Here is a 22,446-nt window from a genome sequence, read left to right on the forward strand (position 1 = left end):
CATGGCATGAATACTGCGAAAAGCTGAGGCCAGCCGCGGTGGAAAAAGGGTGACGCAGGGGATCAGAGCAACACCACGTCATATTGTTCCTGGGAATACATGGTTTCCACCTGGAAGCGTATGGTGCGGCCGATAAACCCTTCAAGCTCGGCAACGTTACCGGACTCTTCGTCGAGCAACCGATCGACGACTTTCTGGTTCGCCAACACGCGATAACCCTCCGCCTGATAGGCCCGGGCTTCTCGAAGAATCTCGCGGAAAATCTCGTAACAGATGGTTTCCGGAGTTTTCAGTTTGCCGCGTCCCTGGCAACTGCTGCACGGTTCGCACAGCACTTGCTCAAGGCTTTCGCGGGTACGCTTGCGGGTCATCTGCACCAGGCCCAACTCGGTGATGCCGATGATGTTGGTCTTGGCGTGGTCACGCTCCAGCTGTTTTTCCAGCGTGCGCAGCACTTGACGCTGGTGCTCTTCATCTTCCATGTCGATGAAGTCGATGATGATGATCCCGCCCAGATTGCGCAGGCGCATCTGCCGGGCAATCGCGGTTGCCGCTTCGAGATTGGTCTTGAAAATGGTTTCTTCAAGATTGCGATGACCGACGAACGCCCCAGTGTTGACGTCGATGGTGGTCATGGCTTCTGCCGGATCGACCACCAGATAACCGCCGGATTTCAGCGGTACCTTGCGTTCCAGGGCTTTCTGGATTTCGTCTTCGACACCGTACAGATCAAAAATCGGTCGCTCGCCCGGGTAATGCTCCAGACGATCGGCAATTTCCGGCATCAGTTCGGCGACGAACTGCGTGGTTTTCTGAAAGGTTTCCCGGGAATCGATGCGGATCTTCTCGATCTTCGGATTGACCAGGTCGCGCAACGTGCGCAGGGCCAGACCGAGGTCTTCGTAGATCACGCTCGGCGCAGAAATGGTCTTGATCTGTTCGTTGATCTGATCCCACAGGCGCCGCAGGTAGCGGATGTCCATGAGAATTTCATCGGCTCCAGCGCCTTCGGCAGCGGTACGCAGAATGAAACCGCCGGCCTCTTTGATGCCTTCTTTGGCCACGCAATCGCTGACGACCTGCTTGAGGCGTTCGCGCTCGGCTTCGTCTTCGATTTTCAGGGAAATGCCGACGTGGGCGGTACGCGGCATGTACACCAGATACCGCGACGGGATCGACAACTGCGTGGTCAGCCGTGCGCCCTTGGAACCGATCGGATCCTTGGTGACTTGCACCACCAGGCTCTGACCTTCGTGTACCAGCGCGCTGATGCTTTCCACCGCCGGGCCTTCACGCAGAGAGATTTCGGCGGCGTGAATGAATGCCGCACGATCAAGGCCGATGTCGACAAACGCTGCCTGCATACCCGGCAGCACCCGGACAATCTTGCCTTTATAGATGTTGCCGACGATCCCGCGTTTTTGCGTACGCTCGACGTGGACTTCTTGCAGCACACCGTTTTCGACCACCGCCACGCGCGACTCCATCGGCGTGATGTTGATCAGAATCTCTTCACTCATGGCAGGATCTCGTTCAGGCATGTTCACGATAATGGCCGCATCTTGTTCGTACGACGCTTATTGCGCGTTCAGGTTTTGCCAACAGGGTATGCCGAAATGGCCCAACAGTTCTGCGGTTTCGCAAACGGGCAACCCGACTACCGCCGAATAGCTGCCATTGAGGCCCGCGACAAACACCGCGCCGAGTCCCTGAATGCCATAACCACCGGCCTTGTCCCGGGGTTCTCCACTGGCCCAATAGGCTGCTGCTTCTTCACGGCTGATCGGCCGGAACCGCACCAGACTGCGCACCACTCGCGACTCGCAACGTTGGCCTTCGAGCACGGCAATCGCCGTCAGCACCTCATGCTCCTTGCCGGACAACATCATCAGCATGGCGCATGCATCGGCTTCGTCCACCGGTTTGCCAAGAATTTTGCCGTCGAGCACCACCGCGGTGTCGGCGCCCAGTACACAGAATGCCTGCTCGGACACGATCGTGCGCCGCCCGGCCTCGGCCTTGCCGCGCGCAAGGCGTTCGACATAGGCCGATGGCGATTCTTCAGGAAGCGGGGTTTCATCGATGTCCGCGCTGATGGCGGAGAACGGAATGCCGATCTGCGTGAGCAGCTCACGTCGACGCGGCGATCCAGAGGCGAGGTAAAGCGGCTTCATCAAAACATCTCCCTGTTCAGTGCCCTGCTTCACCGGATCAATTGATTTTGTAGCGGCGGCGCAATCCACGCAAAGCGAAGCTGACCCAAGGCCAGAGCAAGGCGCTGACCAGCGCCGGCAGCACCAGCGCCAGGGTCGGCTGGCGGTTGCCAGTCAGGGCACTGAGCCACAACTGCACCAGTTGCGCGAGCCCGAAGATCACCAGGATCACCAGACACTGCTGCCAGATCGGAAACATCCGCAGGCGCTGTTGCAGCGAAAGAACCAGGAAGGTGATCAACGTCAGGATCAGCGCGTTCTGCCCAAGCAGCGTGCCGTACAACACGTCTTCCGCCAGCCCCAGACAGAACGCCGTCACCATACCGACCGTTTGCGGCATGTACAGCGCCCAGAAAGTCAGCAGCAAGGCGAGCCACAGCGGGCGCAGGATTTCCATGAATTGCGGCAGCGGCGAGACGCTGAGCAGCATGCCGATGGCAAACGTCAGCCAGACGATCCAGCCGTTTCGCGATGCGGTAGCCCCGACCATTATTCTTGTCTCCCAGTGGTAGCAGGCGCGGTGACCGGCGGTTTCGCCGCAGGTCGTGCAGCAGGCTGGGCAGCCGGAGGCTTGGCGGCCGCCGGAGTGGTTGCCGGTGGTTTTGCGGGCGGTTTGCTTGCAACGGGTTTGGCCGGCGTGGCGCTGGCAGCCGGTGCAGCCGGCGTCGCTGCGGCGGCAGGTGTTGCGGCAGCCGGTGGCGTCACGGTTTTCGGTACGGTGGCCGGAATGATCGGGCCGCCGCCAAAGGCATCAAGATTTTCCTGAGCTTGCGCAGCATCGTTGGCGCGCTCTTCGGCGGTGCGATTGTCGCTGAACACCAGCAGCAGGTAACGGCTGCGGTTCAACGCGGCGGTCGGCACGGCGCGAACGATCGCGAAGGGCTGGCCGGAATCGTGGATCACTTCCTTGACCGTCGCCACCGGGTAACCGGCCGGGAAGCGCTGGCCGAGGCCGGAGCTGACCAGCAGATCGCCTTCCTTGATGTCGGCGGTATCGGCGACATGACGCAATTCCAGGCGTTCCGGGTTGCCGGTACCACTGGCAATCGCCCGCAGACCGTTACGGTTCACCTGCACAGGAATACTGTGAGTGGTGTCGGTCAACAGCAACACCCGAGAGGTGTACGGCATCAACTCGACCACCTGCCCCATCAGACCGCGCGCATCGAGCACCGGCTGACCGAGGACCACGCCGTCGCGCTCACCTTTATTGATGATGATGCGATGGGTGAAGGGGTTGGGGTCCATGCCGATCAACTCGGCCACTTCGACCTTCTCGTTGACCAGCGCGGAGGAATTGAGCAACTCGCGCAGCCGGACGTTCTGCTCGGTGAGGGCGGCAAGCTTCTGCATGCGGCCCTGCAACAGCAGGTTCTCGGTCTTGAGTTTTTCGTTTTCGGCGACCAGCTCGGTGCGGCTGCCGAACTGACTGGCAACGCCTTCCCACAAACGACCGGGCAGGTCAGTGATCCAGTAGGCGTCCATCAGCACCAGCGACATCTGGCTGCGTGCAGGCTTGAGCAGACTGAAGCGGGCATCGACCACCATCAGCGCAACCGACAACACGGCCAGCACCAACAGGCGGACGCCCAACGAAGGGCCCTTGGCGAAAAGCGGTTTAATAAGCCGCTCCTCCCAGGCAAATGTTCTGTTTATTCATACGGCATCAAACCGGCCTGGATGAAGACTGACAGAAGATAAACGCCAACAGGCAGCACTGCAAAGTGCTGCCTGCGCGCGCTCACCCACGTATTGCAATCGGCGACTTACTCGCTCGAAAGCAGATCCATGGTGTGCTTATCCATCATTTCCAATGCACGGCCACCGCCGCGAGCAACACAGGTCAGCGGATCTTCGGCAACGATCACCGGCAGACCGGTTTCCTGGGCCAGCAACTTGTCGAGGTCACGCAGCAGCGCGCCACCACCGGTCAGCACCAGGCCACGCTCGGCGATGTCGGAAGCCAGTTCCGGCGGCGATTGCTCCAGGGCACTTTTCACGGCCTGAACGATGGTTGCCAGGGACTCTTGCAGAGCCTCCAGCACTTCGTTGGAGTTCAGGGTGAATGCGCGTGGAACGCCTTCGGCCAGGTTGCGACCGCGAACGTCGACTTCGCGAACTTCGCCGCCCGGGTAGGCCGTGCCGATTTCCTGTTTGATGCGCTCGGCGGTCGATTCACCGATCAGGCTGCCGTAGTTACGGCGCACGTAGGTGATGATCGCTTCGTCGAAACGGTCGCCGCCAACACGTACGGATTCGGCGTAGACCACACCGTTCAGGGAGATCAGCGCGATTTCAGTGGTACCACCACCGATATCCACGACCATCGAGCCGCGAGCTTCTTCTACCGGCAGGCCGGCACCGATCGCAGCAGCCATTGGCTCTTCGATCAGGAACACTTCACGGGCACCGGCACCAAGGGCCGATTCACGGATGGCACGACGCTCAACCTGAGTGGATTTGCATGGAACGCAGATCAGCACACGAGGGCTAGGCTGCAGAAAGCTGTTTTCGTGAACCTTGTTAATAAAGTATTGCAGCATCTTTTCGCAGACGCTGAAGTCGGCGATCACGCCGTCCTTCATCGGACGAATGGCAGCAATGTTGCCCGGCGTACGGCCGAGCATGCGCTTGGCCTCGGTGCCGACAGCAACGACACTTTTCTGGTTACCGTGTGTCCGAATGGCCACAACCGATGGCTCATTCAGGACGATACCGCGCTCGCGCACGTAAATAAGGGTGTTGGCAGTGCCCAGGTCAATGGAAAGATCGCTGGAAAACATGCCACGCAGTTTCTTGAACATGGGAAAGGGACCCTAGGCAACGCGTGGGTAAAAAAGTGCGGCAAACTCTAACAACGACAGGGATTTTGGGCAAGGCGCCAATATGTTAAATTGGCCGCTTTTCTGTGCACCAAGCCCCACAATCGCGGCCTTATGACCGTAGAAGTGCGGTAGTGTTCCGACAATCTAACACACGGACGCCGTCCGTTCTGTTTTCCACTGGAGAATCCCGATGGCGCTAGAACGCTCCGACGTGGAAAAAATCGCTCATCTGGCCTGCCTTGGCCTCAATGATGCCGATCTTCCGCACATTACTTCCGCCCTCAACAGCATTCTCGGGCTGGTCGACGAAATGCAGGCCGTCAATACCGACGGTATCGAGCCTTTGGCCCACCCGCTGGAAGCCAGTCAGCGCCTGCGCGCCGACGTCGTGACCGAAAGCAATCATCGCGAGGCCTATCAGTCCATCGCACCAGCGGTCGAAAACGGCCTGTATCTGGTTCCGAAAGTCATCGACTAAAGGGAAAGAGCCTGCAATGCATCAAATGACTCTGGCCGAGATCGCCCGCGGTCTCGCCGATAAAAAGTTTTCCTCCGAAGAGCTGACCAAAGTCTTGCTGGCGCGTATTACCCAGCTCGACCCACAGCTCAACAGTTTCATCAGCCTCACCGAAGAGCTGGCCATCGAGCAGGCGAAAGCCGCTGATGTACGCCGCGCCAACGGTGAGAGCGGCGCCCTGCTCGGCGCGCCGATCGCTCACAAAGACCTGTTCTGCACCCAGGGCATCCGCACCAGCTGCGGCTCGAAGATGCTCGACAACTTCAAAGCGCCATACGACGCCACCGTGGTTGCCAAACTGGCTGCGGCCGGTGCCGTGACGCTGGGCAAGACCAACATGGACGAATTCGCCATGGGTTCGGCCAACGAGTCGAGCTGGTACGGCGCGGTGAAAAACCCGTGGAACCTGGAACACGTGCCGGGCGGTTCGTCCGGTGGTTCGGCCGCGGCCGTTGCCGCTCGCCTGTTGCCGGCGGCCACTGCCACCGACACCGGCGGCTCGATCCGTCAGCCCGCCGCGTTCACCAACCTCACTGGCCTGAAACCGACGTACGGTCGCGTTTCGCGTTGGGGCATGATCGCTTACGCCTCCAGCCTCGATCAGGGCGGCCCGTTGGCCCGCACTGCCGAAGACTGCGCAATTTTGTTGCAAGGTATGGCCGGTTTCGATCAGAACGACTCCACCAGCATCGATGAGCCGGTTCCGGATTACTCCGCAAGCCTGGGCGATTCGTTGCAGGGCCTGCGCATCGGCGTGCCGAAGGAATACTTCAGCGCCGGTCTCGACCCGCGCATCGCCGAGTTGATCCAGAACAGCATTAAAGAGCTGCAGAAGCTCGGTGCCGTGATCAAGGAAATCAGCCTGCCGAACATGCAGCACGCAATCCCTGCGTACTACGTGATCGCGCCGGCAGAAGCCTCCTCGAACCTGTCGCGTTTCGACGGCGTGCGTTTCGGCCATCGCTGCGAGAACCCGAAAGACCTCATTGACCTGTACAAACGCTCCCGTGGCGAAGGCTTCGGCCCTGAAGTACAGCGCCGGATCATGGTCGGTGCGTACGCGCTGTCCGCCGGTTACTACGACGCCTACTACCTGAAAGCGCAGAAGATCCGTCGTCTGGTGAAAAACGATTTCATGGCTGCATTTAATGAAGTCGACATCATCCTCGGCCCAACCACGCCGAACCCGGCCTGGAAGCTCGGCGCGAAAAACAGCGACCCGGTCGCTGCCTATCTGGAAGACGTCTACACCATCACCGCCAACCTCGCGGGCCTGCCGGGCCTGTCGATGCCGGCCGGTTTTGTCGACGGTCTGCCGGTTGGCGTGCAGTTGCTCGCGCCGTATTTCCAGGAAGGCCGTTTGCTCAATGTTGCTCACCAGTATCAGTTACACACTGACTGGCACACCCGCACCCCGCAGGGGTTTTGAAACTGCTGCGCTCGGTAATGCTGCGTTGAAAACTGGCTCGTAATGCTCATTGACTAACGTCAACTCCGCTTACTCGCCAGTTTTCGCCTTGCCTTACCTTCGCTCGCGACGTTTCAAAATCCCCAGCAAAAGGCTAGGAGACACACATGCAATGGGAAGTCGTGATCGGGCTGGAGATTCATACTCAGCTCACTACCCGGTCGAAAATCTTTTCCGGTAGTTCCACCACGTTCGGCTCCGAGCCGAACACCCAGGCCAGCCTGATCGATCTGGGCATGCCTGGCGTTCTGCCGGTGTTGAACCAGGAAGCCGTGCGGATGGCGGTGATGTTCGGTCTGGCGATTGACGCCGAGATCGGCCAGCACAACGTGTTCGCCCGTAAGAACTACTTCTACCCGGATCTGCCGAAGGGCTACCAGATCAGCCAGATGGAATTGCCGATTGTTGGCAAGGGCCACCTGGACATCGCGCTGGAAGACGGCACCGTCAAACGTGTCGGCATCACCCGCGCGCACCTGGAAGAAGACGCCGGCAAAAGCCTGCACGAAGAATTCAACGGTGCCACCGGCATCGACCTGAACCGTGCCGGCACACCGCTGCTGGAAATCGTTTCCGAGCCTGACATGCGCAGCGCCAAGGAAGCCGTGGCTTACGTCAAGGCAATCCACGCGCTGGTGCGTTACCTGGGCATCTGCGACGGCAACATGGCCGAAGGCTCGCTGCGTTGCGACTGCAACGTGTCGATCCGTCCGAAAGGTCAGGTTGAGTTCGGCACGCGTTGCGAGATCAAGAACGTCAACTCGTTCCGGTTCATCGAGAAGGCGATCAACTCCGAGATCCAGCGTCAGATCGAGCTGATCGAAGACGGCGGCAAAGTGATCCAGCAGACCCGTCTGTACGATCCGAACAAGGACGAGACCCGTCCGATGCGCTCGAAAGAGGAAGCCAACGACTATCGTTACTTCCCCGATCCGGACCTGCTACCGGTGATCATCGAAGAGTCGTTCCTCGGCGAGGTGCGTGCCACCCTGCCGGAACTGCCACCGCAAAAACGCGAGCGCTTCCAGAGCCAGTTCGGTCTGTCGGCCTACGATGCCAACGTGCTGGCCACCAGTCGTGAGCAAGCGGACTACTTCGAGAAAGTCGCAGCCATCGGCGGCGACGCCAAACTGGCGGCGAACTGGGTGATGGTCGAGTTGGGCAGCCTGCTCAACAAGCAAGGCCTGGACATCGACGAGTCGCCGGTTTCGGCTGAACTGTTGGGCGGCATGCTGCAGCGCATCAAGGACAACACCATCTCCGGCAAGATCGCCAAAGTGGTGTTCGAAGCGATGGCCAATGGTGAAGGCAGCGCGGACGAGATCATCGAGAAGCGCGGCCTGAAGCAAGTGACCGACAGCGGCGCGATCTCGGCGGTACTGGACGAAATGCTCGCGGCCAACGCCGAGCAAGTTGAACAATATCGTGCGGCGGATGAAGCCAAACGCGGCAAGATGTTCGGCTTCTTCGTCGGTCAGGCCATGAAAGCCTCCAAAGGCAAGGCCAACCCGCAGCAAGTGAACGAACTGCTGAAAAGCAAGCTCGAAGGCTGATGAAAATGGAGCCAGTCCCAAGGACTGGCTCCGATCCCTGTGGGGACAATTTTCTGTGGCTTATGGGGTTTTGTGGTGAGGGGATTTATCCCCGATGGGCTGCGAAGCAGACCCAATTCTTGTGTACTTGGAATTCGGGGCCGCTACGCGCCCCATCGGGGATAAATCCCCTCGCCACAAAAGCCCATTTCTACACGGGGTTGCTCGCACAATTGTTTTGGGAAACCTTTGAATGAAGCGTTTGTTCATCAGCTGCGCCCTGCTCTCTTTGCTCGCCGGTTGCGCCAGCAACGACACCATCGACCCGCACGGTTACGACCAGAGCGGCGTCGCCTCCTATTACGGAGCCAAACACCACGGTAAACGGACCGCCAGCGGCGAGCCGTTCAACCAGAACGCCCTGACCGCCGCCCACCGCCAATTACCCTTCGGCACCCGGGTCAAGGTCACCAACCTGAAAAACGATAAATCCTGCGTGGTGCGCATCAATGATCGCGGGCCGCACACCCGTGGTCGCTTGATCGATGTTTCACGCGAAGCGGCCGAACAACTCGGTATGCTCGGCAGCGGCACCGCGCGGGTTCGCGTGCAGGCCCTCGACGACTGATGGAGCACCGACCATTTTCGCCTTAGCCGATATACCGCTGATCAACCTGATCGAGTTGCTCGGCGGTCTGCTCTTGCTGATTGCGGGCGCCGAACTGATGGTTCGTGCGGCGGTGCGCCTCGCCGCGCGTTTGCATGTGCGGCCATTGATCATCGGTCTGACCATCGTCGCGTTTGGCAGCAGTGCGCCGCAAATGGCCGTCAGCCTGCAAGCCGCACACGCGCACACACCGGACATCGCCGTCGGCAGCGTGATCGGCAGCAGCATCTTCAATATCCTCGTGACGCTTGGCCTGTCGGCGCTGATCATTCCTTTGCGCGTGTCGCGGCAACTGGTACGCCTCGATATTCCGCTGATGATAGGCGCCAGCCTGTTGGTGTTCGTACTGGCCTGGAACGAAGAGCTCGGGCGCTTCGACGGTGTCCTGTTGCTGGCCGCCCTGCTGCTCTACCTCGGCCTGTTGTTTCGCCAGTCGCGGCACTCGACCCGGCCGCACTCCGAACAGTCGCAAGATCCTCCGGCCCCTTGGCTGACCAGCCTGCTGACGATCATCGCCGGGCTCGGCATGCTGATATTCGCAGGCCACTTGCTGTTGGGCGCGGCGGTGACCGTGGCCACCGACCTCGGGTTGTCGGAACGCGTCATCGGCCTGACCGTGGTCGCCGTCGGCACCTCGCTGCCGGAGTTGGCCACGTCGCTGATCGCCGCGCTGCGTGGGCAGCGGGACATCGCCGTGGGCAACGTGATTGGTGCCAACCTGTTCAACCTGCTCGGGGTGCTGGGCATCACCGCGCTGATCGCGCCGACGCCTTTGTCGGTATCGCCCAATGCGCTGGATTTCGACCTGCCGGTGATGCTCGGCGTCGCCGCGCTGTGCCTGCCGGTGTTCTATTCGGGTTACCGGGTGACCCGCGCCGAAGGTTTGCTGCTGCTCGGCTTGTATCTCGCGTACGGCCTGCATGTGGTGTCGTTCACCACCGGCATGCCGCTGGCCGGCAAGCTTGAGCGCTTGATGCTGTTTTACGTTTTGCCGACGCTGCTGACGTTTCTGTTGTTCACGTCGATACGCGCCTGGCGCCGCCAGCACCACAAGAGGGATATGCCATGACCGAATCGAAGAAGTCCGGGGTTGAAGTCCGCCGCCAGGTAATGGGCGATGCGTTTGTTGATCGCGCATTGGGCAACGCCACCGAGTTCACCCAGCCGCTGCAGGATTTCGTCAATGAGCACGCCTGGGGCGGCGTGTGGAATCGCGAAGGCCTGCCGCTGAAAACCCGCAGCCTGATCACCCTCGCTGCACTGACAGCGTTGAAGTGCCCGCAGGAACTGAAGGGCCACGTGCGCGGTGCGCTGAATAACGGTTGCACGGTGGACGAGATTCGCGAAGCGTTGCTGCATTGCGCGGTGTATGCCGGCGTGCCGGCGGCGATTGATGCGTTTCGGGCGGCGCAGGAAGTGATCGACACGTACCAGAAACCCGAGTAATTCAGAGAGGCTGAAATAGCTATCGCGAGCAGGCTCACTCCTACAAGGGCAACGCATTCCAAATGTAGGAGTGAGCCTGCTCGCGATGAGGCCGGTCCATTCATCACAGACCTCACTGTCAGATCCACCCACCCCACTGCAAAAAGAAAATCCCGACATTGGTGGTAATCGCCGCCATCAACGTGGTGATCACAATGATTGCCGCTGCCAGTTCATGATTGCCCTGCGCCGCCCGGGCCATGACAAAACTGGCCGCCGCCGTCGGGCTGCCGAAGTACAAAAAGAGAATCCCCAACTCCGCCCCGCGAAAGCCCCAGAGCCACGCGCCCAACGTTGCCAGCACCGGCAGGCCGATCATCTTCACCAGGCTGGAACTGAGCGCCATGTTGCCGCTCTTGCGCAACGCCGCCAGTGACAACGTGCCGCCGATGCAGATCAATGCCAGCGGCAATGTGGTTTGCGCCAGATATTGCCCGGAAGTTTCCAGCCACCCCGGCAGGCTGATCTTGAAGTAGGCAAACGGCGCCGCCGCGATCACGCTGATGATCAGCGGATTACTGAAAACGCTCTTGCAGATGCTCCACGGATCGGACTTGATCACCGGGCTGTACACCGCCAGCACAATGGTCGACAGCGTGTTGTAAAACAGGATGACCAGCGCCGCGAGGATCGCCCCGAGGGAAATCCCGTAGTCGCCGTACATGCTCGCGGCCAGTGCCAGGCCAATAACCCCGTTGTTGCCGCGAAATGCGCCTTGGGTGTAGATGCCGCGATCTTCACGCGGACAGCGGAAAATCGCCCAGCCCCAGGCCACGGCGAAACTCACCAGCGTGGCGACGGCGAAGTAGATCAGCAGCGCCGGTTGCAGCGCGGCGTGCAAGTCTGCGTGGAGGATCCCGAGGAACAGCAGCGCCGGCATGGTGACGTTGAACACCAGCGACGAGGCCGTGTGGATGAAGTTGTCGTTGATCCAGTCGATGCGCTTGAGCAGCACACCAAGAAACAACATGGCAAACACCGGCGCGGTGATGTTCAGGGTTTCGAGGAAAATTGCCAGCATGCCGGGAGAGCCTTGGAGGTGAGCGTCGTTAGGGGGCTAATGATAAGCCACTCGATCCTTCGGCGCCTGTCGGATCGCCTTCGCGAGCAGGCTCGCTCCCACATTTGATCGCATTCGCACAGACAGAACGCGGTCGAATGTGGGAGCGAGCCTGCTCGCGAAGAACGGTAACGCGGTCTCAAGTAATCGGCGCCGGATTAAACAGTGTGATGTCGTTATGCAGCTTGTGCTTCTCCGCCCACGTCTGCTGTTTGCCGCTGGCAACATCCAGATAGTAGTGAAACAACTCCCAACCCAGTTCCTCGATGGTCGCCCGCCCAGTGGCAATCCGTCCGGCATCGATATCGATCAGATCCGGCCAGCGCTGCGCCAGTTCGGTACGGGTCGACACTTTCACGACCGGCGCCATGGCCAACCCATACGGCGTGCCACGCCCGGTGGTGAACACATGCAGGTTCATCCCCGCCGCCAACTGCAATGTCCCGCAGACAAAATCACTGGCCGGGGTCGCGCAGAAAATCAGGCCCTTCTGCTTGAAGCGTTCGCCCGGGCCGAGTACGCCATTGATCGCGCTGCTACCGGATTTGACGATCGAGCCCAGCGACTTCTCGACAATGTTCGACAACCCGCCCTTCTTGTTTCCCGGCGTGGTATTGGCGCTGCGATCCGCTTCTCCTTTGGCCAGATAACGGTCGTACCAGTCCATCTCGCGCACCAGCTCCTCGGCAACGGTTTTGGTTTCGGCGCGTGACGTCAGCAGGTAAATCGCATCGCGCACTTCGGTGACTTCGGAAAACATCACCGTCGCCCCCGCACGCAGCAACAAGTCCGAGGCGTAGCCCAGCGCCGGGTTGGCGGTGATCCCGGAAAACGCATCGCTGCCGCCGCACTGCATGCCGAGGATCAGCTCGGACGCCGGCACGGTTTCGCGGCGGCGCTGGTCGAGTTTCTTCAGGCGGACTTCGGCCAGTTGCATGATCTGCTCGATCATCTCGGTGAAACCGTGGCTGGAATCCTGCAAACGATACAGCCACGGATCGCTGAGATCGACCGACGCATCATCCTCGTGCATCACCTGCCCGGCCTGCAATTTCTCACAACCCAGACTGATCACCAGCGCTTCGCCACCGAGGTTCGGGTTGCGCGCCAGATTGCGCACGGTGCGAATCGGGATGTAGGCGTCGGTAGCAGTGATCGCCACGCCGCAGCCATAACTGTGGGTCAACGCCACCACGTCATCGACGTGCGGGTATTTCGGCAGCAGCTCGTCCTTGATCCGTTTCACCGCGTGATTGAGCACGCCGGTGACGCACTGCACCGTGGTGGTGATGCCAAGAATATTGCGCGTGCCGACGGTGCCATCGGCGTTGCGATAGCCCTCGAAGGTGAAGCCTTCCAGCGGTGTTTGCGCGTCCGGCACCTCGGTGGACAGCGGCAAGCTGTCCAGCGGCGGCGCGGTGGGCATGCGCAGTTGATCTTCCTTGACCCAACTGCCACGGGGGATCCGCTGCAACGCGTAGCCAATGATTTGCCCGTAGCGAATGACCTGACCGCCCTCGGGAATATCCTCAAGCGTGACCTTGTGGCTCTGCGGGACAAAATCCACGGTCACCAGACCGTCGGCGAATTCGGTACCGGCCGGTACGCCTTGGTCGTTGACCACTACCACCACGTTGTCCCGCTCGTGCAGGCGGATGTAGCGCGGCGAGTCGGAATGTTCAATCAACTGCATGACGCCGCTCCTCAGGAATGCGCTTGAGACAATTTGCCGGTGGCTTCAGTACCGCCATTGGTTGGCGGCTCTTTGAGTACCACACGTTTGATCGGGCCGACGATCACCAGATAGCTGAACACCGCGACCAGTGCGTTGGCCCCGACGAACACCAGCGCCCATTTGAACGAACCGGTGGAGCTGATGATGTAGCCGATCACGATTGGCGTAGTGATCGACGCGATGTTACCGAAGGTGTTGAACAGGCCACCGCTCAGACCGGCGATCTGTTTTGGCGAAGTGTCGGAGACCACCGCCCAGCCCAGTGCACCAACGCCTTTGCCGAAAAACGCCAGGGCCATGAAGCCAACGACCATCCATTCAACATCGACATAGTTGCAGGCAACGATGCTGCTGGACACCAGCAGGCCGGCGATGATCGGCGCTTTACGGGCGAAGGTCAGCGAGTGGCCTTTACGCAGCAGGTAATCGGAAATCACCCCGCCGAGTACGCCACCGATGAAACCGCAGATCGCCGGCAACGAGGCAATGAAACCGGCCTTGAGAATGGTCATGCCACGCTCTTGCACCAGGTACACCGGGAACCAGGTCAGGAAGAAATAAGTAATGCCGTTGATGCAGTATTGACCCAGATACACGCCGAGCATCATGCGATTGGTCAGCAACTGGCGAATGTAATCCCACTTCGGACCGTCGGTTTTTTTGCCTTGCTTGACGTCCATGTCGACCATGCCGCCATTGTCGGCAATGAACTGCACTTCCGCTTCGTTGGCCATCGGGTGTTGGCGGGGGCTGTGGATAACCTTCAGCCAGATCCCCGAGAAGACGATGCCGAACAGGCCCATGACGATGAACACATGTTCCCAGCCAAAGCTGTAAACGATCCAGCCCATCAGCGGTGCAAACAACACGGTGGCAAAGTATTGCGCAGAGTTGAAGATCGCCGACGCGGTGCCGCGCTCAGCCGTTGGAAACCACGCGGCAACAATGCGTGCGTTGCCGGGGAACGATGGCGCTTCGGCCAGCCCCACCAGAAAGCGCAGCATGAACAGCGCCACAATGGCCGTGGACATGCCGAATTCACCGACAAAGCCTTGCAGCACGGTGAACAGCGACCAGGTGAAAATGCTCAGGGCATAGACTTTTTTCGAGCCGAAACGATCGAGGAGCCAGCCACCGGGAATTTGCCCGGCGACGTAGGCCCAACCGAATGCAGAGAAGATGTAGCCGAGGGTGACCGCGTCGATGCCGAGGTCTTTTTGCAGGCTGGAGCCGGCAATGGCGATCGTGGCGCGGTCGGCATAGTTGATCGTGGTCACCAGAAACAGCATGAGCAGGATCAAATAGCGGACGTGAGTCGGCTTGGAGGATTGCATGTAGATGTACTCCCACTGATTATTTTTATGCGCGGGTGAATCTTCTTTGGTGTTGCCTGTATTCCCTGTAGGAGCTGCCGAAGGCTGCGATCTTTTGATCTTGATCTTGAAAAACAGGATCAAAAGATCGCAGCCTTCGGCAGCTCCTACAGGGGTATTGCGTGTATCAGGAGCCCACGTAGGCGGTTTTCACCACGGTGTAGAACTCTTGCGCATAGCGGCCTTGCTCACGTGAGCCATAGGATGAACCCTTACGGCCACCGAACGGAACGTGGTAATCGACGCCGGCCGTCGGCAGGTTGACCATCACCATCCCGGCCTGGGAGTGGCGCTTGAAGTGGTTGGCGTACTTCAGCGAAGTGGTCGCAATACCCGCCGACAGACCGAACTCGGTGTCGTTGGCCATCGCCAGCGCAGCGTCGTAATCCGCCACACGAACGATGTTGGCCACCGGGCCGAAGATCTCTTCGCGGCTGATGCGCATCGATGCTTCGCTGTCGGCAAACAGAGTTGGCGCGAGGAAGTAGCCTTCGGTATCGCACGTCACCAGACCGCCACCGCTGACCAGACGCGCACCTTCGGACTGGCCGATGTCGATGTACTTCATGTCCTGTTCAAGCTGAGCTTGCGAAACCACCGGGCCGATATCGGTGCCGGATTTCAGCGCGTGGCCGACCTTGATCGACTTCATGCGTTCGGCCATGGCTTCGACAAACTTGTCGTGAATCCCGGCAGTCACGATCAAACGGCTCGACGCCGTGCAACGCTGGCCGGTGGAGTAGAACGCGCTCTGTACCGACAGCTCGACTGCTTGTTTGAGGTCGGCGTCGTCGAGAATGATCTGCGGGTTCTTGCCGCCCATTTCCAACTGCACCTTGGCCTGGCGCGAAACGCAGTTGACCGCGATCTGCCGGCCCACGCCGACAGAACCGGTGAAGCTGATGCCATCGACTTTCGGGCTGTTGACCAGCGCTTCACCCACCACGCGACCGCTGCCCATCACCAGGTTGAACACGCCGGCCGGGAAGCCTGCGCGGGAGATGATTTCGGCCAGCGCCCAGGCACAGCCCGGCACCAGATCCGCCGGTTTGAGCACCACACAGTTGCCGTAGGCCAGGGCCGGGGCGATTTTCCACGATGGAATCGCGATCGGAAAATTCCATGGGGTGATCAGACCGACCACGCCCAGCGCTTCGCGGGTCACTTCAACGTTGACACCTGGCCGCACCGACGGCACGTAGTCGCCGGACAGTCGCAGGCATTCACCGGCGAAGAATTTGAAGATATTGCCAGCGCGGGTCACTTCGCCGATGGCTTCAGGCAGGGTCTTGCCCTCTTCCCGGGCCAGCAGAGTGCCGAGTTCTTCACGACGGGCGAGGATTTCCGTACCGACTTTATCCAGCGAATCGTGGCGGGCCTGAATGCCCGAGGTCGACCAGGCCGGGAACGCCGCGCGGGCAGCCTCGATGGCCGCATTGACTTGGGCCAGATCAGCCTTGGCGTAATCGCCAATGGTGTCGCTCAGTTCGGACGGGTTGATGTTGGCCGAGTAATCGGCAGCGGCGACCCATTCGCCGTTGATGTAGTTGTCGAAACGTTTTGCATCTGCCACGGGATTGCCCTCGAATCTAAAAGCCTTCACGCAAAAAGCCGCTGATTGCTCAGCGGCCTCGCTTTTGTCGGGTGTTACTGCGCACCTTGCTTGTCGATCAGCGCAGCGAGCATTTCGTACTCTTCGCCCGTCAGATCGGTCAGCGGTGCACGCACTGGACCTGCGTCATAGCCGGCGATTTTTGCGCCTGCCTTGACGATGCTCACGGCATAACCGGCCTTGCGGTTACGAATGTCCAGGTACGGCAGGAAGAAGTCGTCGATGATCTTGCCGACGGTGGCGTGATCTTCACGGGCAATGGCGTGGTAGAAATCCATCGCGGTTTTCGGGATGAAGTTGAACACCGCCGAGGAGTAAACCGGCACGCCCAGCGCCTTGTAGGCAGCGGCGTAGACTTCGGCGGTCGGCAGGCCTCCCAGGTAGCTGAAGCGATCACCGAGGCGGCGACGGATCGACACCATCAACTCGATATCACCCAGGCCATCCTTGTAGCCGATCAGGTTCGGGCAGCGCTCGGCCAGACGTTCCAGCAGCGGAGCGGTCAGGCGGCAGACGTTGCGGTTGTAAACGACCACGCCGATGTTGACCGATTTGCACACCGCTTCAACGTGAGCGGCAACGCCGTCCTGACTCGCTTCGGTCAGGTAGTGCGGCAGCAGCAACAGGCCTTTGGCGCCCAGACGCTCGGCTTCCTGAGCGTACTCGATGGCCTGACGGGTCGAACCGCCGACACCGGCCAGAATCGGCACGCTGGTCGCGCAAGTGTCGACCGCGGTCTTGATGATTTCCGAATATTCGCTGGCTGCCAGGGAGAAAAATTCACCGGTGCCGCCCGCCGCGAACAGAGCCGAAGCGCCATACGGAGCCAGCCATTCCAGACGTTTGATGTAGCCCGCGCGGTTGAAATCGCCCTGCGCGTTGAAATCGGTCACCGGGAAGGACAGCAGGCCGGCAGAGAGGATGGACTTCAGTTCTTGTGGATTCATTATTCGAACACCCTGAGTAGCAATATTTTTGTGAATAGACCATTCAGCGCTCGCTGAAGTTGTAGGTCATCGTACAACTTAAAAGATAACCGTCAACTGCATTTCATCGCTGACAGGCACTTTTTGTCGGACAAGATTCTTTCTTGACGTAGGAAATTTCTCGGCTAGGCTCGATTTAGCTGTATATACATACAGCCAAATAAGAATCTACCGACGACATATCAAGGAGAAAGAAATGTCCGGACTTCACCCGAAACCTCAGGAAAAACCCAAACCGGTCATCGCCCGTTTTGATGCTCTGTTTACTGAAACCGGCATCGCATTCAGCGCCGACAATGCGCATCTGGTGCTGCACATCGCCGACGCTCACAGCGATGTCGAACCGGTCGCTGCCCTCCCCGGCAATGCCTTGAAAGGCAGGCCGCAAGCACGCTTCGAGGGCGGTGAGCACACGGCTATCGGCGATAACACGCTGTTGCGCTTTGTCGAAAATGCGCAACCGCTGCTCGCGCAAAATGTGCCATTGCATCTGCCCAATGGCCTGTCGCTGACTTACGGCCAGGTGCTGGCACTGGGCGGTGATTTCTACGGCATTCCTGATCGCCCGGTCAGCGAAGGCGCCACCCCGGTGGATCGCCTGCAACGCTTCAACGCAGCCTTCGACTCCCTTGCGGTACTGCCTGCCGCGCGTGCCGAAGCCACACAGATTCTCGCGGTCATGCAAAAGGAGATCGACGCGGTTAAACAGGCAATCAAGGACGGCAAACAACCACACGAAGCCTACGATGCGCTGGGAGATACGTTGTCCGAAGAGTGGAACAAGATCACCGGCGGCGGCAGTTTCGTCTCCGCGCTGTTCCCGCTCGGGCGTTACCTGAAACTGGCGGCCAACAATGCCGACCATTTTGGCGAATGGGCGAAGCTTGCCTACATCGCCGGGCACACCGCAGCGCTGCAAACGGCTATCGCTGCTCGCGCCAATCACGATGAACAACAATTGGAACGGGCCTACGCCATGAACGCGTTTGCCGACCACTTCCTCACCGACCTGTTTTCCTCCGGCCACTTGCGGGTGCCGCGCAAGGAACTCGCTGCGGTGGTGACCCCGAGTGATCTGGGCTCGCTGATCACCCGGTTCATGCACGACGAGGACAGCAAGTTCGGTCTCAAGGTGCGCAACGGGCATGGCGATCAATGGCGGGCCTATGGCGACAAACGCTACTTCGACGCGACCGACGCCGACAACCGCACTCAAGTCAATCAAGCGGTACAGACCTCCGCCGACGAGGTATTCGCCGCCTACCTCAGCGGCAACCTGCCCGCGCCTTCGGCGTTCACCGCACTGCAACGCCTGCCGGACCTGACGGCGGTGTTGAATCCGGCGAACAACTTTTCACCACTGTTCCGCACCGAGGGCAGCAAGGTGCTGCGCCGCAAGGACGTCAACAACCTCAACGACAGCGCCACCGTCGACGACTGGTGGGGCTGGAGCACTTACCTGCTGCTCAAGGACTACCACCCGACCGGCAACGTCAATTAAGGAGAGATGCAATGACGATCAAATTGAAACTCGAACTGGCCTCGGGCCAATCGCTGAAGGGTGCGCCGCTGGAACTGTTGCTCAAAGGCCAGTCGATTGCCCGTGCAACCGTGGATGCCCAAGGCTACGCAGTCTTTGATGCCAAACCCGCCGCCGGCCCCCTCGCCGTAAGGGTCGATCGCTCAATCCTGCCGCCACACTGACACCCCCCTCCTGTAGGAGCTGCCGCAGGCTGCGATCTGTTGATCTTGCTTTTAAAAACAAAGTCAAAAGATCGCAGCCTGCGGCAACTCCTACAGGGGGCTTTGAAATGGCTGGAAATGAACGGTTTAAAACACGCTTTGCGAAAGGCTTTTACTGTGAAGCACCGCCGTGAATGGATCACGGCCCACTTCGCACGGAGAGCGACCCCCTCATGATTTTTGCCTCGCCAACACTCCCGCAATGTCTGCCGCATTCGCCAGAAACGGCCACCGTGAACATGTCCCTGCTGAGCGACGACCTGATCATTCAGGTGCCGGACTCAACCGACATTCCAGCGAACTGGGAGGTGTATCCGATACTTGGGGCTGACCCCGAAGAGCCCGACTGGGAGGGCCGGCAACAAGCGACCGGCATTTGGCACGACGTCAGTGAAGACGCTTTGAAACTCAATGGCATCGAGTTGCGCATCCCCAGGGACGCACTCGAAACGTACCTGCATCAGGAGATCGAACTGCGCTACAAATTCGTCGATGAGTCCAGCATGGACCCATATTCTGAACCTCTGAGACTCACCATCGAAAGTTGATGATCAGCCCTGCGCCTGTGCCTCTTCATGGGCCTGGCGCAGTCTTTCGCGGCTGTTGGTCAAATGCAGGCGCATGGCCGCGCGGGCCGCATCGGAATCCTGACGGGCAATCGCCTCGTAGATTTCTTCGTGCTCGCGGCTCAGTCGGTTCATGTAGTGCTGCTGATCATCATGGGCCAGACGTGCCGAATTCAGCCGCGTGCGCGGAATGATGCTGGTGCCCAGGTGGGTCATGATGTCGGTGAAGTAGCGGTTGCCGGTGGACAGCGCGATTTCCAGGTGGAAAGCGAAGTCCGAGGCAACGGCGTCACTGGCGTGGGCAACGCTGTCGTTCAACGCATCGAGCGCGGCGCGCATGGTCGCCAGTTGCTCGGGGCTACGGCGTTGCGCGGCAAGACCGGCGGACTCCACTTCAAGGCTGATACGTAGTTCAAGAATCGCCAACACGTCACGCAGCGTGACCACCGTGGCCGGATCGATGCGAAAGCCACTCGGGCTCGGTGTGTCGAGCACGAAAGTGCCGATGCCGTGGCGGGTTTCTACTTGGCCAGCGGCCTGCAACCGGGAAATCGCCTCGCGCACCACCGTGCGGCTGACGCCATGGGCTTCCATGATCGCCGACTCGGTGGGCAGCTTGTCGCCGCGCTTGAGCAGGCCATCACGGATCTGCTCGCTCAGCACCGTGACCAGTTCCTGAGCCAGGCTGCGGCGCTTGCGGGGGAGCCGCGGGGTGTTGATCGGATTTTCCATGGTGTGCATTTTGTCTCGAGAGTTCGGCGTGCGGGCATCATAGCGCAAGCGGGTTGTACGATCACTGATCGGCTCACATCGCTTCATGTAGGAGTGAGCCTGCTCGCGATGACGTCAGCACATTCAGCATCAATGTGACTGACAGAGCGCTATCGCGAGCAGGCTCACTCCTACAGGGGTTAGCGGCGATCAGGCAGTTACGGTCTGTTCAACCAGGTGGCCACTGTCGATCCGCACATGCCGTGGGTGGAAACGCTTGAGGCTGCTGCGATGACCGACGCTGACAATACTCAACCCCGGCAACTGATCGATCAGTGCCTGATACAGCGTCGCTTCGTCTTCCTCGTCCATCGCCGACGTCGCTTCGTCCATGTACAGCCATTGCGGCGCGTAAAGCATTGCGCGGGCAAAAGCCAAACGTTGTTGTTCGCCCGGAGAGAGCATGCGTTGCCAGTGATTGGCCTCGTCCAGTCGCGCGACCAGATGCGGCAAGCGGCAGGTTTCCAGCACTTGTGCATAACGTTCCGGCGCGTAGGTGTCGCCCGGTTGTGGATAACTCAACGCCTCACGCAAGGTACCGATCGGCAGATAGGGTTTCTGCGGCAGGAACAGATAACGTGCCGCCGGCAAGCGAATATTGCCGTGCCCCGCCGGCCACAAATGCCCCATCGCCCGCAGTAACGTCGACTTGCCGCTGCCGGAACGGCCGCTGAGCATGACCCGCTCGCCCGGCTCGACGGTCATGTCGGCGTTGGTCAGCAGATGACGACCGTCGGCCAGATCCAGTCCCAGGTTGTGCACCTTCAATTCACTGCCCTGATTTTTCACGTCGATGGCCGGCGTACGCTCTTCGTTGTCGGTCATGGCCTGACGGAAACTCAGCAGACGATCACAAGTGGCGCGCCAGGACGCGAGGCTCTGGTACGCACTGATAAACCAGCTGAAACTCTCTTGGACGTTGCCGAATGCCGAGCTGATCTGCATCAGCTCACCCAGCTCGATCTTGCCGGCGAGGTATCGCGGCGAAGCAACGATGAACGGGAAAATGATGGCTGCCTGGCTGTAACCGGCGGTGAAGAAGGTCAGGCGCTTGGACACTTTCATGATGTCCCAGAAATTGTGCCAGACATTCCCGAAGCGAGCGCTCAAGCGACGATTCTCGTTCGGCTCGCCGTTGTACAAGGCAATGCTTTCGGCATTCTCGCGAATCCGCACCATGGAAAAACGCAGGTCGGCTTCGAAGCGTTGTTGTTGGTTGTTCAGACCGATCAAACGACGACCGATCAAATGTGTCAGCCAGCTACCCACCACGGCGTACACCAGCACGCACCAGAACATGTAGCCGGGAATGGTGATGCCATAGACTTCGATGCTGCCCGACACGCCCCACAAAATGATCGAGAAAGACACCAGGCTGACAATATTGCGCAGCAACCCGATGCCCAGTTCAAGGGTGTTGGAGGTGAAGTTGTTAAGGTCTTCGGAAATCCGCTGGTCCGGGTTATCGGTGTAACCACCCTGCTCCAGCTGGTAGTAATTCTTGTCGGCAAGCCAACGGGAAAAATGCTTTTCGGTAAGCCATGCCCGCCAGCGAATCGTCAGCATCTGCGTCAGATAGAGCCGATACACCGCACCGATAATCGCCACGGCCGCAATGCCGCAAAAATACAGAATCAAGCGCCAGAATGCCGCTTCGTCCTTCTTTTGCAGGGCGTTGTAGAAATCCTTGTACCAGGTGTTGAACCACACCGAGATGCCCACGCTGAGCAGCGAGAGCGCGATCACCGCAATCAGTAACGTCCAGGCCTTGCCCTTCTCTTCACTGCGCCAATAGGGCGTGATGATCGCCCACACCTTGCGAAAAAACTGCCCGCGCACAGCATCGTTGACCGCGGAATATTCAGCGTTCTGATTCATGGATAAGGCTCGATA

Annotated in this window: 21 protein-coding genes; 9 read left to right on the forward strand and 12 right to left on the reverse strand. The window is 59.7% G+C overall.

Going from position 1 to position 22,446, the window contains the following annotated elements:
- Nucleotides 1-62: 62 nt before the first annotated feature.
- The 5 genes from rng to mreB form a co-directional block, all read right to left on the reverse strand.
- On the reverse strand, nt 63-1,520 hold the full coding sequence (gene rng, locus JFT86_RS02005) for a ribonuclease G (RefSeq protein WP_201235375.1): 1,458 nt from the start codon (nt 1,518-1,520) through the stop codon (nt 63-65).
- Between the two features lie 57 nt (nt 1,521-1,577).
- Nucleotides 1,578-2,174: a Maf family protein gene (locus JFT86_RS02010; protein WP_201235376.1), complete on the reverse strand. Its 597-nt coding sequence runs from the start codon at nt 2,172-2,174 to the stop codon at nt 1,578-1,580.
- A 37-nt stretch (nt 2,175-2,211) separates the two neighbouring features.
- The gene (gene mreD / locus JFT86_RS02015; protein WP_103303129.1) at nt 2,212-2,703 is read right to left on the reverse strand and encodes a rod shape-determining protein MreD; all 492 of its coding nucleotides are present in this window, start codon (nt 2,701-2,703) and stop codon (nt 2,212-2,214) included.
- Nucleotides 2,703-3,836, reverse strand: a complete 1,134-nt coding sequence (mreC, locus tag JFT86_RS02020) for a rod shape-determining protein MreC (RefSeq protein WP_201238540.1) — start codon at nt 3,834-3,836, stop codon at nt 2,703-2,705. Before mreC ends, mreD begins: the two co-directional genes overlap by 1 nt.
- A gap of 143 nt (nt 3,837-3,979) precedes the next feature.
- Nucleotides 3,980-5,017: a rod shape-determining protein MreB gene (gene mreB, locus JFT86_RS02025; RefSeq protein ID WP_002555108.1), complete on the reverse strand. Its 1,038-nt coding sequence runs from the start codon at nt 5,015-5,017 to the stop codon at nt 3,980-3,982.
- 211 nt (nt 5,018-5,228) lie between these two features.
- Here mreB and gatC point away from each other — a divergent pair, with 211 nt between their 5' ends.
- The 6 genes from gatC (at nt 5,229) to JFT86_RS02055 (ending at nt 10,668) form a co-directional block, all read left to right on the forward strand.
- Entirely contained in the window at nt 5,229-5,516 is a 288-nt protein-coding gene (gene gatC / locus JFT86_RS02030; protein ID WP_007915356.1) for an Asp-tRNA(Asn)/Glu-tRNA(Gln) amidotransferase subunit GatC, read from the forward strand.
- Between the two features lie 16 nt (nt 5,517-5,532).
- Nucleotides 5,533-6,984, forward strand: a complete 1,452-nt coding sequence (gatA, locus tag JFT86_RS02035) for an Asp-tRNA(Asn)/Glu-tRNA(Gln) amidotransferase subunit GatA (protein ID WP_201235378.1) — start codon at nt 5,533-5,535, stop codon at nt 6,982-6,984.
- 146 nt (nt 6,985-7,130) lie between these two features.
- Nucleotides 7,131-8,576: an Asp-tRNA(Asn)/Glu-tRNA(Gln) amidotransferase subunit GatB gene (gene gatB / locus JFT86_RS02040; RefSeq protein ID WP_201235380.1), complete on the forward strand. Its 1,446-nt coding sequence runs from the start codon at nt 7,131-7,133 to the stop codon at nt 8,574-8,576.
- Between the two features lie 232 nt (nt 8,577-8,808).
- Nucleotides 8,809-9,183 (forward strand): septal ring lytic transglycosylase RlpA family protein, encoded by a 375-nt coding sequence (locus tag JFT86_RS02045; RefSeq protein WP_201235382.1) that lies wholly within the window; start codon nt 8,809-8,811, stop codon nt 9,181-9,183.
- 46 nt (nt 9,184-9,229) lie between these two features.
- Nucleotides 9,230-10,291: a calcium/sodium antiporter gene (locus JFT86_RS02050; protein ID WP_201238541.1), complete on the forward strand. Its 1,062-nt coding sequence runs from the start codon at nt 9,230-9,232 to the stop codon at nt 10,289-10,291.
- Complete coding sequence (locus JFT86_RS02055; RefSeq protein WP_016984177.1) at nt 10,288-10,668, forward strand: carboxymuconolactone decarboxylase family protein; 381 nt, start codon at nt 10,288-10,290, stop codon at nt 10,666-10,668. The genes JFT86_RS02050 and JFT86_RS02055 overlap by 4 nt, the downstream gene beginning before the upstream one ends.
- 118 nt (nt 10,669-10,786) lie before the next feature.
- Here the strand turns inward: JFT86_RS02055 and JFT86_RS02060 are convergent, their stop codons facing one another.
- The 5 genes from JFT86_RS02060 to kdgD form a co-directional block, all read right to left on the reverse strand.
- On the reverse strand, nt 10,787-11,728 hold the full coding sequence (locus tag JFT86_RS02060) for an AEC family transporter (RefSeq protein ID WP_201235384.1): 942 nt from the start codon (nt 11,726-11,728) through the stop codon (nt 10,787-10,789).
- 178 nt (nt 11,729-11,906) lie between these two features.
- On the reverse strand, nt 11,907-13,460 hold the full coding sequence (gene garD / locus JFT86_RS02065) for a galactarate dehydratase (RefSeq protein WP_201235386.1): 1,554 nt from the start codon (nt 13,458-13,460) through the stop codon (nt 11,907-11,909).
- A gap of 11 nt (nt 13,461-13,471) precedes the next feature.
- The gene (locus JFT86_RS02070; protein WP_201235393.1) at nt 13,472-14,836 is read right to left on the reverse strand and encodes an MFS transporter; all 1,365 of its coding nucleotides are present in this window, start codon (nt 14,834-14,836) and stop codon (nt 13,472-13,474) included.
- A 166-nt stretch (nt 14,837-15,002) separates the two neighbouring features.
- Nucleotides 15,003-16,448: an aldehyde dehydrogenase family protein gene (locus JFT86_RS02075; protein WP_201235394.1), complete on the reverse strand. Its 1,446-nt coding sequence runs from the start codon at nt 16,446-16,448 to the stop codon at nt 15,003-15,005.
- A 74-nt stretch (nt 16,449-16,522) separates the two neighbouring features.
- Nucleotides 16,523-17,434, reverse strand: a complete 912-nt coding sequence (kdgD, locus tag JFT86_RS02080) for a 5-dehydro-4-deoxyglucarate dehydratase (RefSeq protein ID WP_007981458.1) — start codon at nt 17,432-17,434, stop codon at nt 16,523-16,525.
- 235 nt (nt 17,435-17,669) lie between these two features.
- On the opposite strand from kdgD, the gene JFT86_RS02085 reads away from it, so the two are divergent.
- The 3 genes from JFT86_RS02085 to JFT86_RS02095 all read left to right on the forward strand — a co-directional run bounded on the left by JFT86_RS02085 (nt 17,670) and on the right by JFT86_RS02095 (nt 19,764).
- Nucleotides 17,670-18,974, forward strand: a complete 1,305-nt coding sequence (locus tag JFT86_RS02085) for a phospholipase (protein ID WP_201234121.1) — start codon at nt 17,670-17,672, stop codon at nt 18,972-18,974.
- 11 nt (nt 18,975-18,985) lie between these two features.
- Nucleotides 18,986-19,177 (forward strand): hypothetical protein, encoded by a 192-nt coding sequence (locus JFT86_RS02090; RefSeq protein WP_201234120.1) that lies wholly within the window; start codon nt 18,986-18,988, stop codon nt 19,175-19,177.
- 212 nt (nt 19,178-19,389) lie between these two features.
- Nucleotides 19,390-19,764, forward strand: coding sequence for a hypothetical protein (locus JFT86_RS02095; RefSeq protein ID WP_201234119.1), 375 nt, complete (start codon nt 19,390-19,392; stop codon nt 19,762-19,764).
- Nucleotides 19,765-19,767: 3 nt separating this feature from the next.
- Here JFT86_RS02095 and JFT86_RS02100 read toward each other — a convergent pair whose 3' ends face one another.
- Together JFT86_RS02100 and JFT86_RS02105 are read right to left on the reverse strand one after the other, a co-directional pair.
- Nucleotides 19,768-20,514: a FadR/GntR family transcriptional regulator gene (locus tag JFT86_RS02100; RefSeq protein WP_103303141.1), complete on the reverse strand. Its 747-nt coding sequence runs from the start codon at nt 20,512-20,514 to the stop codon at nt 19,768-19,770.
- Nucleotides 20,515-20,703: 189 nt separating this feature from the next.
- Entirely contained in the window at nt 20,704-22,431 is a 1,728-nt protein-coding gene (locus JFT86_RS02105) for an ABC transporter ATP-binding protein/permease (protein ID WP_201235395.1), read from the reverse strand.
- Nucleotides 22,432-22,446: the final 15 nt, after the last annotated feature.

This window comes from Pseudomonas sp. TH06 (assembly GCF_016651305.1).
In the GTDB taxonomy this organism is placed as follows: Bacteria; Pseudomonadota; Gammaproteobacteria; order Pseudomonadales; family Pseudomonadaceae; genus Aquipseudomonas.

What these genes read in the sequence shown, in the direction of transcription:
- rng (WP_201235375.1), bottom strand. Translation starts at nt 1,520, where the DNA reads ATGAGTGAAGAGATTCTGATCAACATCACGCCGATGGAGTCGCGCGTG.
- JFT86_RS02010 (WP_201235376.1), bottom strand. Translation starts at nt 2,174, where the DNA reads ATGAAGCCGCTTTACCTCGCCTCTGGATCGCCGCGTCGACGTGAGCTG.
- mreD (WP_103303129.1), bottom strand. Translation starts at nt 2,703, where the DNA reads ATGGTCGGGGCTACCGCATCGCGAAACGGCTGGATCGTCTGGCTGACG.
- mreB (WP_002555108.1), bottom strand. Translation starts at nt 5,017, where the DNA reads ATGTTCAAGAAACTGCGTGGCATGTTTTCCAGCGATCTTTCCATTGAC.
- gatC (WP_007915356.1), top strand. Translation starts at nt 5,229, where the DNA reads ATGGCGCTAGAACGCTCCGACGTGGAAAAAATCGCTCATCTGGCCTGC.
- gatA (WP_201235378.1), top strand. Translation starts at nt 5,533, where the DNA reads ATGCATCAAATGACTCTGGCCGAGATCGCCCGCGGTCTCGCCGATAAA.
- gatB (WP_201235380.1), top strand. Translation starts at nt 7,131, where the DNA reads ATGCAATGGGAAGTCGTGATCGGGCTGGAGATTCATACTCAGCTCACT.
- JFT86_RS02045 (WP_201235382.1), top strand. Translation starts at nt 8,809, where the DNA reads ATGAAGCGTTTGTTCATCAGCTGCGCCCTGCTCTCTTTGCTCGCCGGT.
- JFT86_RS02055 (WP_016984177.1), top strand. Translation starts at nt 10,288, where the DNA reads ATGACCGAATCGAAGAAGTCCGGGGTTGAAGTCCGCCGCCAGGTAATG.
- JFT86_RS02060 (WP_201235384.1), bottom strand. Translation starts at nt 11,728, where the DNA reads ATGCTGGCAATTTTCCTCGAAACCCTGAACATCACCGCGCCGGTGTTT.
- garD (WP_201235386.1), bottom strand. Translation starts at nt 13,460, where the DNA reads ATGCAGTTGATTGAACATTCCGACTCGCCGCGCTACATCCGCCTGCAC.
- JFT86_RS02070 (WP_201235393.1), bottom strand. Translation starts at nt 14,836, where the DNA reads ATGCAATCCTCCAAGCCGACTCACGTCCGCTATTTGATCCTGCTCATG.
- kdgD (WP_007981458.1), bottom strand. Translation starts at nt 17,434, where the DNA reads ATGAATCCACAAGAACTGAAGTCCATCCTCTCTGCCGGCCTGCTGTCC.
- JFT86_RS02085 (WP_201234121.1), top strand. Translation starts at nt 17,670, where the DNA reads ATGTCCGGACTTCACCCGAAACCTCAGGAAAAACCCAAACCGGTCATC.
- JFT86_RS02090 (WP_201234120.1), top strand. Translation starts at nt 18,986, where the DNA reads ATGACGATCAAATTGAAACTCGAACTGGCCTCGGGCCAATCGCTGAAG.
- JFT86_RS02095 (WP_201234119.1), top strand. Translation starts at nt 19,390, where the DNA reads ATGATTTTTGCCTCGCCAACACTCCCGCAATGTCTGCCGCATTCGCCA.
- JFT86_RS02100 (WP_103303141.1), bottom strand. Translation starts at nt 20,514, where the DNA reads ATGGAAAATCCGATCAACACCCCGCGGCTCCCCCGCAAGCGCCGCAGC.
- JFT86_RS02105 (WP_201235395.1), bottom strand. Translation starts at nt 22,431, where the DNA reads ATGAATCAGAACGCTGAATATTCCGCGGTCAACGATGCTGTGCGCGGG.